The sequence below is a fragment of the Helicobacter sp. genome (assembly GCF_022511165.1).
Taxonomy (GTDB): Bacteria; Campylobacterota; Campylobacteria; order Campylobacterales; family Helicobacteraceae; genus Helicobacter_C.
In genome coordinates, this window is the sequence record NZ_JAFLSB010000041.1 from 1 (window position 1) to 12,247 (window position 12,247).

The 12,247-nt window shown below is 38.7% G+C and carries 14 protein-coding genes; 8 read left to right on the forward strand and 6 right to left on the reverse strand.

Annotated elements, in window-relative coordinates; genetic code table 11:
* The first annotated feature begins 318 nt into the window (after positions 1–318).
* Complete coding sequence (locus tag J1E28_RS06285) at positions 319–2,091, forward strand: Na/Pi symporter (RefSeq protein ID WP_291027874.1); 1,773 nt, start codon at positions 319–321, stop codon at positions 2,089–2,091.
* An 8-nt stretch (positions 2,092–2,099) separates the two neighbouring features.
* Positions 2,100–2,882 (forward strand): polysaccharide deacetylase family protein, encoded by a 783-nt coding sequence (locus tag J1E28_RS06290; RefSeq protein ID WP_291027876.1) that lies wholly within the window; start codon positions 2,100–2,102, stop codon positions 2,880–2,882.
* 39 nt (positions 2,883–2,921) lie between these two features.
* Here J1E28_RS06290 and J1E28_RS06295 read toward each other — a convergent pair whose 3' ends face one another.
* From J1E28_RS06295 to J1E28_RS06305, 3 genes are all read right to left on the reverse strand, one after another.
* A complete protein-coding gene (locus J1E28_RS06295) occupies positions 2,922–3,080 on the reverse strand; it encodes a TRL domain-containing protein (RefSeq protein ID WP_291027878.1) in 159 nt (52 codons plus the stop codon).
* Between the two features lie 3 nt (positions 3,081–3,083).
* Entirely contained in the window at positions 3,084–3,248 is a 165-nt protein-coding gene (locus tag J1E28_RS06300; RefSeq protein ID WP_291027880.1) for a hypothetical protein, read from the reverse strand.
* A gap of 151 nt (positions 3,249–3,399) precedes the next feature.
* The gene (locus tag J1E28_RS06305; RefSeq protein WP_291027882.1) at positions 3,400–4,305 is read right to left on the reverse strand and encodes an AEC family transporter; all 906 of its coding nucleotides are present in this window, start codon (positions 4,303–4,305) and stop codon (positions 3,400–3,402) included.
* Positions 4,306–4,501: 196 nt separating this feature from the next.
* Between J1E28_RS06305 and J1E28_RS06310 the strand changes: the two genes are divergently transcribed.
* Positions 4,502–5,602, forward strand: a complete 1,101-nt coding sequence (locus tag J1E28_RS06310) for an Mrp/NBP35 family ATP-binding protein (protein WP_291027884.1) — start codon at positions 4,502–4,504, stop codon at positions 5,600–5,602.
* A gap of 6 nt (positions 5,603–5,608) precedes the next feature.
* Here the strand turns inward: J1E28_RS06310 and J1E28_RS06315 are convergent, their stop codons facing one another.
* The 3 genes from J1E28_RS06315 to J1E28_RS06325 form a co-directional block, all read right to left on the reverse strand.
* Positions 5,609–6,226 carry a hypothetical protein gene (locus J1E28_RS06315; protein ID WP_291027886.1) on the reverse strand — a complete coding sequence of 206 codons (618 nt, stop codon included), beginning with the start codon at positions 6,224–6,226 and terminating at the stop codon, positions 5,609–5,611.
* Between the two features lie 146 nt (positions 6,227–6,372).
* Positions 6,373–6,984: a hypothetical protein gene (locus tag J1E28_RS06320; protein WP_291027888.1), complete on the reverse strand. Its 612-nt coding sequence runs from the start codon at positions 6,982–6,984 to the stop codon at positions 6,373–6,375.
* 36 nt (positions 6,985–7,020) lie between these two features.
* Positions 7,021–7,434, reverse strand: coding sequence for a hypothetical protein (locus J1E28_RS06325; protein WP_291027889.1), 414 nt, complete (start codon positions 7,432–7,434; stop codon positions 7,021–7,023).
* 151 nt (positions 7,435–7,585) lie between these two features.
* Here J1E28_RS06325 and lysA point away from each other — a divergent pair, with 151 nt between their 5' ends.
* From lysA to J1E28_RS06350, 5 genes are all read left to right on the forward strand, one after another.
* Positions 7,586–8,875 (forward strand): diaminopimelate decarboxylase, encoded by a 1,290-nt coding sequence (lysA, locus tag J1E28_RS06330; protein WP_291027891.1) that lies wholly within the window; start codon positions 7,586–7,588, stop codon positions 8,873–8,875.
* On the forward strand, positions 8,875–9,963 hold the full coding sequence (locus tag J1E28_RS06335; RefSeq protein ID WP_291027893.1) for a prephenate dehydratase domain-containing protein: 1,089 nt from the start codon (positions 8,875–8,877) through the stop codon (positions 9,961–9,963). The genes lysA and J1E28_RS06335 overlap by 1 nt, the downstream gene beginning before the upstream one ends.
* A complete protein-coding gene (locus tag J1E28_RS06340) occupies positions 9,914–10,867 on the forward strand; it encodes a phosphatidylglycerol lysyltransferase domain-containing protein (protein ID WP_291027895.1) in 954 nt (317 codons plus the stop codon). The genes J1E28_RS06335 and J1E28_RS06340 overlap by 50 nt, the downstream gene beginning before the upstream one ends.
* Entirely contained in the window at positions 10,864–11,637 is a 774-nt protein-coding gene (locus J1E28_RS06345) for a GH25 family lysozyme (protein ID WP_291027896.1), read from the forward strand. The genes J1E28_RS06340 and J1E28_RS06345 overlap by 4 nt, the downstream gene beginning before the upstream one ends.
* A gap of 24 nt (positions 11,638–11,661) precedes the next feature.
* Positions 11,662–12,247: alpha/beta fold hydrolase (locus tag J1E28_RS06350; RefSeq protein ID WP_291027899.1), on the forward strand; the 586-nt coding region annotated here is incomplete at its 3' end.

Genomic DNA, 12,247 nt, shown 5'->3' on the forward strand with positions numbered 1-12,247 from the left:
GATTCTAAGAATAGATTTTTATTTTTGGAGTTTTTAGAATCTAGAATCTATTTAAGATAAAAAAGCTTGAGATTCTCATTTAAGAATCTGCAAGAGAGTGCAATTTTAATCCTTAAGCGAGACTTTAAAAAATAAAAAAGCATTTGAAAAATAAAATCTAAAATTGTTACATATCTTGCAGATTTTGCATTGAGTGAAAGCATTTGCCTAGGGCATTAACGCTTATTCTTTTTTTAAGGAAGAAAGTGTATATTTAAGGGGGCATAAAGGCTAAAAAGTTACAATGGTATTTCTATCTTAACAATAATGGGAGCATATATGTTTCAAAAGTATCTTATTCCTTTATGTATTATCGCTGTGGTGTATTTTGTCTCCACAGGCGATGCACTCACAGACCTTAGTGCAGGGCTAGCAATTTTGCTTTTTGGTATGACTTGTCTTGGCAATGGATTTCGCACTTTCAATGGAGGATTTTTAGAAAATATTCTCACCGCCTCGACGAATACTGCGCTCAAAGCGGTTACTTTTGGGACTATTGCTACGGCGATTATGCAAAGCTCTACTTTGGTGTCCGTGCTTTCTATCTCATTTGTCTCGGCTTCACTTTTAAGTCTTGGGCAAGGTATTGGTGTAATATTTGGTGCAAATTTAGGTAATAGTGCGGGTTCGTGGTTGATTGCTGGAGTAAGTGGTATGAAAATTTCCGCCCTTGCTTTGCCACTTATTGTAGGCGGCGTGCTTTTTAATTTTCAAGGCACAAAGACAGCTAAGGGTGTTGGGCAGATTTTTATAGGACTTGGATTCTTCTTTTTGGGCGTAGGCTATATCAAAGATGGCTTTGAGGAATATAAGGATATTGTTGATTTTTCACAATATTCTATGGAGGGTTTGCATGGAGTGCTGCTTTTTGTAGGGCTTGGCGCATTAATGACGGCTATTGTGCAAAGCTCACACGCGACTTTGACGATTATTATTTCTGCTCTTGCCACAGGTAGTATGACTTATGAAAATGCTCTAGCAGCGACACTTGGCACGAGTGTAGGGGGCGTGATGACTGCTGTTATTGTTTCTTTAAGCACAAATATAGACGGGAAGCGATTAGCGGTAGCAAATTGTATTTTTAATTTTTCTATTGCTTTGCTTGTGATTGCTACTTTTGATTATTTTGTGTGGCTGAATACGACTATCTCATCATTTTTGGGTTTGGGTGAGGAGAGTGTATTGCGCCTTGCAGTTTTTCATACGCTTTTTAATCTCGTAGCCGTGATACTTTTGCTCCCCTTTATCCCAAAAATTTCTGCTTTGCTTAAAAAGGCTTTGACAGAAAAAGATTCGCAAATTGATAAGCCCCTTTATATCAATAATACTATCGTAAAATACCCTGATACAGCTTTTCTTGCTCTATGCCACGAGATAGAGCATCTCTATGAAAATGCTTTTGAGCTTATTTCTCACACGCTTGGTTTTTCACGCGAGGATATTAGAGGTAAGCAAGATATTAATGAGGTACTCAAAGAAAATATATGGAAAAAAGAAGATGTTGATATAGAGATTTTTTATATTAAAAAGATCAAGGTGCTTTTTAATGCAATTCTTGATTTTTCTACACAAACCCAAGCTCACACGCAAGATCAAGCTTATATACGCAAGTTTGCCTTGCTTACTTCATCATCTCGTCATATCGTGGAGGCGATTAAGAATATGGAGCTTTTGCAACCAAATTTGAAAAAAAATAGCTTGTCTAAGAATCAGATTTTGGCCAATGAATATAATACATTAAGAGAGCATCTTGCAATGCTTTTGCGTAATATCAATGAAATCTCGCTTTTTGGGAATATGCCCCCACAAGAAGCTATTATAAAGCTTAAAGCACAGAAAAAAATCTTTAAGAAAATGGATAAAAATTCTGTTGTCTATATAGAATCACTGCTTAATAAAAAAGAATTGAGTGTGCAAGCTAGCACTTCCTTGCTCAATGCCGTAGGATTTAGCCATAATATTGCAAAAGAGCTGATTAATGCCATTATTCAAATGCAAAAAACGCGTATAGAAAAAACCGAGGAAGAAGTGCAAAATATAGAACATCAATAGAGGATTAAATGAGCAACAAAAAGCGTTTTTTTGCAAGTCTTGTGGCTTTAGGCGTTTTTTGTGTCATAGCGATAATAGGCTATAAGAGATTTTATATGAAGCCTATTACCCTAGAGGAGCTAGAGCGCAGGTATGCTCATCTGAATCCTTCGCAATGGGGTGAAAATCTCCCCGGTGTTACAACACTTTTGCCTAGTCAAAGTCTCCCTTCTATCGTGTATCTTACCTTTGATGCGTGTGGTGGGAGCTATGATAGAGCAATTATTGATTATTTGATTGAGCATAATATCCCTGCAACTTTGTTTATTAATGCGCGTTGGATTGAAAAACATACCGATGATTTTCTCTCTCTTGCTCACAATCCACTTTTTTCTATCCAAAATCACGGCGCAAGACATCTTCCTTTAAGTGCTAATGGCAGGAGCATTTATCATATCAAAGGCACAGAATCAATAGCCCAAATTTATGATGAGGTAATGGAAAATCACAAGCTTATCGTCTCGCTTACAGGCAAGATTCCACGCTATTTTCGTTCAGGCACAGCCTATTATGATGAAATAGCAGTGAGTGTATTGAAAGACTTAGGCTATGAAATTGGCGGTTTTGATGTGCTTGGTGATGCAGGAGCGACTTTTTCTAAAAGCACAATGCTTAAGCAAATTGACAAAGTGCGCAATGGTTCAATTCTTATCTATCATTTTAATAAACCTAAAAGTAGCACTTATGCAGGAATCATAGAGATTATTCCTTTGCTTACCCAAAGAGGCTTTGTCTTTGGGAAGCTCGAGTAGGTTTGAATATTGCCTTAGAAAACCAAAAGAGTTTTTAGGTTAGTTGCCTTTTACGATAGTTGTTGAGGTGGTATAAAGCCCTAAAATACTCCAAATTTTTGTATCTACACTTTTAATTTGTGAAATGTGCCCAGCCTTGCTTGCTGCTTGAATCGAGCAATCACCAATACTAACCAAGCCAAGAATGCTTTGGCACACGGCTTACCCTTCTTTAGAAGCTCCGCTATTTGAAGTTGCTAGTGTAGGACCTGTCATATCAGAGTATAGCACTCCCGAGTTAAGTCCACCGGTGCTACCCATTGCGCAACCACTTAAAAGTGCCATTGCGCCACTTAAACCTAAAGCCAAAATCAACTTGTTTCTCATACAAGCTCCTCTAAGTAAGAATTTACGCACCAAAAAAGCTGATACGCGGCGCAACTCTATCAAAAAAAAACAAGTCAAGTGGCTACTAAAAAACATTTTTGCGCTATATATGCCCTTAATGTAACACAAAATGTGTGATTTTAAGGATTATTTAAGTGATGAGAAGCCATAGAGGCACACTTGCAAAGCTTAGTGGGATTCCAAAAGCAATAACACTCACAGCAAGTTTTGCATTTAGCCCTGCTTTAATCACAATAGCCGCAGCACTTACCATTGGCGGCATTGCAACTTCAATGAGTGCCATACGCCATAAGTCATTAAATCCACCAAAGCTTATAAGCACGACAAGGAAAAGGAATAAGGGCGCGATAATCATCTTGCCAAAGAGTAGGAGTAAAGTAAGCCTCCACTCTTCTTTGATGCCCTTGAGGCTCATTTGCACCCCGATAGCAAAAAGTGCCACAGGTGTGGCGGTTTGAGCGAGACTTTTAAGTGGGAGAAATAAATCATCAGGAATCTCTAGGGGGATGAATTTAAGCAAGAGCCCAGAGAGAAAAGCAAGAATGAGCGGACTTTGAAAAAGTCGTAATGAAATAGCCCTTAGACTAAAACTCCCCTTTCCACCAAGGCTTAAAATAAGAGGTGCAAGAAAGGCAATAGGAATCCCTGTAACGATTTGATCATAAATAATCACCTTGTTAGCATAGTCTTCCCCAAGTGCGCCATTAACGATAGGTAGCCCCAAAAAGAGTGTATTTCCAAAAGCCCCCATAAAGCTCATAGTAAGGATAGAATGAGGGTGAAGCTTCAGCATTTTACCAATGATAAAAAGCACTCCACCACCGCTTAGGGAGCAAAGTAAGCTCACAAGGCATACAAGAAAAAAAGCCATATCAATATGAGCGTGATATGTGCCATTAAAAATCTGTGCAGGAATAGCAAAGTTTAACAAGAATCCAAGCAAAATACCACTTTGTTTATCGCCCACAAGGCGCAAAAGTTTAGCAATATAGCCAATGAGGATAAAAACACATACACTATAAATAGCAAGTAGCATAAGCTCTCCAAGTGAGCAAGGTTGAAAGCTATTCTAGCGCATTTGTATAAATTATGTGTAAGTTTTATGCCCGCTTATTGAGGTAAAAAGACGAGGATTCTAAGATTAAAATTTCTTGCTATAATCACGCTTTTATATTGAGATGATTAAAAAGCGTGCATTTGCATAGAGCTTATATCAAATACAAAGGGAAGAAATGGCAACACAAGCAGAAATTACTGATATTTTAACACAGGTGATTTATCCGCATTTTCAAAAAGACATTGTGAGTTATGGTTTTTTGAAAAAAGTGAGCGTAAGTGAGGGCGCAATAGATATTATTATAGATATACCCTCAAGCGCACAAGATGTGATTGAGACTTTGAGACAGGATATTACACAAAAACTCGCGCATATCACACAAGATAAGACTTTGAATCTGCATATCAATCCCCCCAAACCCGCTCCCCAAAAAGAGCCAAAAACAAAGAATCTCGCTCCACATATTGCACATTTTGTAATGGTAAGCTCGGGTAAAGGGGGCGTTGGAAAATCCACTACAAGCGTGAATCTTGCCATTGCCCTAGCTCAACAGGGCAAGAGGGTAGGGCTGCTTGATGCAGATATTTATGGTCCTAATATTCCACGAATGCTCGGGCTTAATGCCACCAAAGCTCAAGTTGATGAATCTCAAAAGAAGCTTATCCCGCTTAAAGCCTTTGGTGTAGAGATAATGAGTATGGGGGTGCTTTATGATGAGGGGCAGAGCCTTATTTGGCGTGGTCCTATGATTATGCGTGCCATTGAGCAATTACTCACTGATGTGCTATGGAGTAAGCTTGATGTGCTTGTGATTGATATGCCACCGGGCACAGGAGATGCGCAGCTCACACTTGCTCAAAGTGTGCCAGTGAGTGCAGGTGTGATAGTAACAACGCCTCAAAAAGTAAGCCTTGATGATAGTGCAAGAAGCCTTGATATGTTTGATAAGCTTAAGATTCCAATTGCAGGGATTATTGAAAATATGAGCGGATTTATCTGCCCAAATTGTGGTAAGGAGTATGATATTTTTGGAAAAGGCACAAGTGAAAGCCTCGCTCATACTTATAACACAACGATTCTCGCTCAAGTCCCGCTTGAACCAAAGGTGCGTGAGGGTGGGGATAATGGCAAACCTATTGCGTTTTTTGAGCCAGATTCTCAAAGCGCAAAGGCATATATGCAAGCAGGGGCGAGGCTAGCAGATTTTCTTTTAAAAGTAGAATCTCAAAGTCTTGCCGATAATAAGGACATTCAGCCCACACAAATGAAACATTAGCATTACTTAAGGTATAGGTTGCAGGGGGGGGCATATACCCTCTGTCTCAAGCACAAAGCTATGTATGCCTTGAGAGTAGAAGTATTGTGGATTCTCACACATATAGCTTTCTAATCCTGCTTCACAGGCTGCAAGATAACGAGCCTTTGCAAGCTCATAGTGTTGATTATAGGCTTGGCGCAAACTCATCATATCTTTAAGCGTTGTGATGAATAGGAGGGCTACTTGGAATCTTGTGTGTTTTAGAATCTGCGCACATTCTTCATTGAGCGGATATAATTTGCCCTCATCATCAAAATATCGACATTCAAAATGCCGCTTAAACCACCTGCTATGCACACTCTCTTTGTTTTTACAATCCTCTTTATTTACGCAGCCTATGCGTGTAAAATCTTGCGTAGTTTGTGCCATAAGCCAATCTTGCGCTCTATATTCAATCTCTCTGCACTCCGCTCTGTATTCATATTTTTTGGTATAAAAGTCCTTTGTGAGAATCCAAAGCATATTTTGCGAGAGCAGTGCTAATATCACAAGAGAGTGAAATTGCTCTCTTTTTTGTTCCTTTGAGAGGGCTTGTGTAGGATTTAAAGAAGCAATGTCCTCTAATCTCTCTTGGCTTAGCATTATGCCATACTCACTTGCTAATAGAGATATATTTTTATCAAGGGGTGAAGCAAATATTTGTATATCAGGACCAGAAGCCTTGCTTAACTCTGCTGCAAAAAGACAAGAGGTAAGATTATTTGCTTTTAAACAAGCACTTAGATTTGCTAAAACAGCTTCTTTAAGCCAGTGGGGGAAGGATTTTTTTGTCTGTAGTTATACTGCACGAGCGCAGAGAGAGAATGAGAGAGGCTCACGCATATTGGTGCGTAATTGGAGGGAACAAAGGAGTGTGCAATCTTTTGCGCTTCAGCGAGGGTAGAGGAGGGATTAAGCAGTGCTTTGATGTCTGCATCATCGCCACAAGATTTACGATAAGATTGCGTGAGCTCTTTTAATCGCTCTTGCAAATCTTGCTCTTGTTGTGCTATTTTATGAGCATTTACTCCCCATATATTATACAAAGGTGCAAAAGCAAAATGCTCCATATCACAAGATTCTATAACACCACTCTTACAAGATGCAGCATATAAATCTTTTCTTATCTGCTTTGCCTTTTCCCATTCCATTGCATCAGCATCAAAAGCAAAATATGCCTCTAGCCAAGTTTTTTCAAACGCACTGAGAGGAGCAAAATGATGTTGTGTGGGCTTAATATTAGGGGCTTTGGGAGATAGGGGAGCTTCTTTAGAGAGATGAGATTCTGCGGGTGCATTGTCTGTTTGCTCACACGCATTCAAAAGCAATAATACAGCACATAAGCTTATGATTTTGTGCATATTACCTCTTAATATATAATTAAGTAATTAAGGTGGCTATCGTAAGTCTCTTGCATCAAGGGCGCGATTAAGCGTTTTGTTAAGCTCTCGCGCTAAGTCTGGATTAAGCTCTCGTAATCGCTCTTCAGTTTTGAGAATGAGTTCAGTAGATGTATTGCTATGTATAGTGATTGCAAAAAGAAAACTTTTTTTGCGATAGTCGCTTAGTTCAAGTTTATCATAGTGTTCAAAAAAAGTATCTGCTGTTTCAGTGAGCTTTGTTAAGGTGCTTTTTGGATTATCCAAAACTTTCATAATATCTTCAATACTTACATTTTCTACTTCCTCTTGTTTGCTCATTAACAATCTTTTGGGCGTGGGACCAAAAAGCCATAGCATCGTTACAAGCACGAATATAGCTACACAAAATATACTTACGAGCATAAAAACACTATCAGGAGATAAAGTCATAATAATCCTTAAATTTTCAATAAGCAAATGGGAATTTTAACACAACATTATGCTATTGTGGCTAGAATTATGCGACAAAATGATTAACCTAAAATTCAAAAAAAATAAAAAATTATAGAAACTTGCTTCATTAGGACTATGAGGAGTAGATATGAATTATTTAGAGCTTGCCAAAACCTATCAAACACCCCTTTATGTGTATGATTTGGCGCAGATAACACAAGCTTTTCATACCATAAAAGATGCTTTTAAGGCACGAAAATCGCTTATTTGCTATGCACTCAAAGCTAATTCAAATCTCTCTATTATTCATCATCTCGCACAGCTTGGAAGTGGGGCGGATTGCGTATCTATTGGTGAGGTAAAAAGAGCATTAAAGGCAGGGATTCCCAAATATAAAATTATTTTTAGTGGGGTAGGTAAAAGTGATAGTGAGATTATGCAGGCATTAGAAAGCGATATTTTATTGATTAATGTAGAGAGCGAAGCAGAGCTTATGCGCATAGAATCTTTGGCAAAAAATCTTAATAAGGTTGCGCGTATTTCTGTGCGCGTCAATCCAAATATTGATGCCAAAACACATCCCTACATCTCCACAGGCTTAAGTGAAAATAAATTTGGCGTGGATATAGAGCAAGCAAAGTCAATGTATATTTTTGCTAAAAATGCTCCACATCTTGAGCCTGTGGGGATTCATTTTCATATTGGCTCACAGCTCACAGAGCTTGCACCTATTTCTCAAGCTGCACAAAAAATTGCAGAGCTTACTCATAGCCTTTTAGCCCTCAAAATTGATTTAAAATTTTTTGATGTAGGCGGAGGGATTGGCATACGATATAGCGATGAGAATCTTATTGAGCCTTATGATTATGCTCAAGCGATTTTAAGCGCACTTTATGGGCTTGATTTGACGATTATTTGTGAGCCCGGACGCTTTCTTGTGGGAGAGAGCGGAGTACTTCTTACAAGTGTGCTTTATGAAAAATATAATGGCAAGAAGCGATTTGTGATTGTTGATGCAGCAATGAATGATTTGATGCGTCCTGCACTCTATAATGCTACACACGAAGTGTGTCTTTTAGATTCTAAACATACAAATGCTAAAAACAAAGGGGATTGTATTGATACTTCTTTCACACCTCAAGCCCAAGAAAGTCTCTGTGATGTAGTGGGACCTATTTGTGAGAGTAGCGACTTCTTGGCAAAAAATGTGCATTTGCCTCATTTATGCGCAGGAGATGTGTTGATGATAAAAAATGCTGGCGCATACGGAGCAAGTATGGCAAGTAATTATAATACGCGTCCGCGCCCTGCTGAAGTGGCGTTTATGGGTGAAGAGGTATATCTTATTAAACATCGAGAATCTTTTGAAGAGATGACAAGAGATGAGGAGGACTTATTGCAGCACTCTATAGATTCTACATACAAAGGGAGTGAGTGATGGCACAAGATGATGTGTTGCAGGCTTTGCGTGCGCAAATTGATGAAATTGATGATGTCATTTTTGATGCCCTCAATCGCCGTATGGCGCTTGTTGCCAAAGTGGGTGAGCATAAGCAAAAACGTGGCAGTGCGATTTATCGCCCAGAACGTGAGAGGCAGATTGTCCAAAGGCTTCATCAAAAAGGCAGTGAGTTTATGGATTTTTACGCTATTGAGGCTATTTATCAAGAGATTTTTGCTCTCTCACGCAATCTCGAGCTTCCTCAAAAAGTAGCATTTTTAGGACCTATTGGGAGTTATACACATCAGGCTGCAGAAGAGCGATTTGGGGCGATGAGCGAATATGTGCCACTCAATACGATTAGTGCTGTTTTTGAGGCATTATATGCTAAGCGCGTAAAATATGGTGTTGTGCCACTTGAAAATAATACAAATGGTATGGTGGGGGAGAGCATTGATTTACTTGTGCGTTTTGATTTTAAGATTATTGCGGATATGATTTTGCCTATTCATCATAGTTTTTTAAGTAATTGTGAGCATTTGAGCGATATTAAAACAATTTATTCTAAAGATATTGCTTTTGGGCAATGTCGCAATTTCCTTAATGCGCATAATTTACATCATATTGAGCAAATCCCCACAGATTCTACCGCGCGTGCGGTGCAACTTGCAGCAAATAATCCCCAAAGTGCCGCCATTGGCTCTAAGATTGCTGGTAAAATCTACAAGCTCCCATTGATGTTTGAGCATATTGAAGATTCTGTGAATAATAAAACGCGTTTTGTGATTGTGAGTGATTTTGAGCTTCCTCCAAGCAAAAGGGACAAAACTTCACTTTTTGTGCATTTTCAAGAGAAAGATAAGATGGGCGATTTGTTTCGATTATTAGGGGATTTTGAAAAAGAAGGCATTAATCTCACGCGCATAGATTCTCGTCCTGTGCAAGGGAATGATGATTTTAGAATGGGATTTTTTATCGATTGTGAAGGGCATTATAAAGATCCGCCATTACAGAGGCTTTTAGAAAAAAGGGCAGATGAGATTAAATGGCTTGGTAGTTATGGTTTCACTGATATGCGGGAGTAAAAAGGCTAAAATGATAGAATTTAAGGTGCTAGAGTTAAGTGATAAGGCAATATTACAACCTTTTGTGAAAACAAAAGGGCGGTGGATTTCAGATACAAATTTTACAAATATGTTTATGTGGCGGCACGCTCGTGAGATTAGTTATGCGCTTTTACAAGGGCAATGTATCATACAAACGCGCTATCCTAATGAAAATCCCTTTGTATTTTATCCTTTGGGAGTGGGGGATAAAAAGCCTGTTATTGAAGCCTTAATACAGCATTATAAGGCATTGCATCTCCCATTAGAGTTTCGCTCTTTGCTACAAAATGAATGCGATGAGCTTAGTGAATGTTTCCCTCAAAGCTTTGAAATAGAGCAAAAACGTGATAGATTTGATTATATGTATCTTACCCAAGAGCTTATTGAGTTAAGTGGGCGGAAGTTTCATAAGAAAAAAAATCATCTCAATCGCTTTTATTTGCAATATCCTCAAACACAATTTGAATCCCTCACAAATGCAAATATGAATGAAGTCATAGCCCTTAATAATATGTGGTATGCAAAAGCAGATAAAAATGATAAGGGTTTATATTTTGAGAATCTTGGCATTAATGATGCTCTTAGGCATTTTGATGAGCTGTGTTTGCAAGGAGGGCTTTTGCGCATTGATGGTGAGATTGTGGCTTTTAGCTTTGGGGAGGAGCTTGATTGTGATTGTGCGCTTATACATATTGAGAAAGCAAATATTGCTTTTAATGGCGCGTATCAGGCAATTAATCAAGCTTTATTAAAGCATCATTTTGCAAATACACAATATGCCAATCGCGAAGAGGATTTGGGTATAGAGGGGTTGCGTAAAGCAAAACTCTCGTATCAACCCAACTTTTTGCTTGAAAAATATTACGCAAGGCTTAAAATGTGAGGAAACTTGGACGTTTTGCTATTGATGTTATTATAGTTTGTGTGCTTGGAGGGGTGTTTTTTATTTTGCAACATAATGGACTTGTATGGTTTAATATGCCAAGCGATGAATCTTATCCTATAAAGGGTGTTGATGTATCTGCGCATCAAGGGCAAATCAAATGGGATATACTCGCTTTAGAAAATGTGCGTTTTGCTTTTATTAAAGCCACAGAGGGAAGTAATTGGGTTGATAAGCAATTTGCATATAACTTTCAAGCCGCACAAGAAATAGGGCTGTATGTGGGAGCATATCATTTTTTTAGTTTTGATTCAGCAGGAATCACACAGGCGGCAAATTTTATTGAAAATGTGCCTCGCTCTGCTTATAGTAAGATTTTGCCCCCGGTTGTTGATTTAGAATTTTATGGCACAAAGGCGAGTAATCCCCCAAGTGCGCAATCTATATATAGTGAGCTTGATGCAATGCTTTTTGCTCTTGAAAAGCATTATGGAGTAAAGCCTATTATTTATACTACGCCAAGTTTTTATGATATGTATTTGCGTGAGCGTTATAAGGAATATCCGCTATGGATTCGCTCTGTATTTTTTTCGCCACATTCTTTGATTGCACGTTGTTTTGGCTTGTATTTTGATGAGTGGAAATTTTGGCAATACAACCCCAAAGGTGTGCTAAAGGGCTATTCTGGCGGAGAGCGATATATTGACCTTAATGCGTTTAATGGCGATGAAGAGGCATTGGTGGCTTGGCTTAAACATATCGCAAAATAACCAAGTCTATACAAAGGAGCGAAAATGCAAGAGCAAAATATAGAAGTGATAAGGGAGCAAGATTTATCTTTTATCTCGCGCACAGATTCTTTGCGTATATTCTATGATGTGTATATGCCAAAGGCATTTGAATATCCTGTGGTGGTGCAAATTGCTCACGGAATGGTAGAGCATAAGGGGCGTTATGTTTGGCTAGGCACAAAACTCGCTCAATCTGGCTTTATTGTAGTGATTAATGATCATAGGGGACACGGCAAAAGCATAGATAATACACATCAATGTGGAGAGATGAAAGGTATAGCCGATAATACAGATAAAGATTTAAGCCAATATCAACAGCTTAGTGGCTTTGAACGCGCGGTTATGGATATGCACGAGCTTACACAGATAGCAAAAGCGCGTTTTGCTCCGCAAAAATTGATTCTACTTGGGCATTCTATGGGTTCTTTGCTTTCACGCGCTTATTTGAAGCATTTTTCTTATGAGCTCAATGCGCTTATTTTATCAGGTTCACCTGCGTATAATCCCTTTGTAGGTGTGGGTAAGCTACTTGCGCAGCTCCTTTATAAATGTGGTTTGGAGACAAAGGGCAAATATTTCATCAATGCCC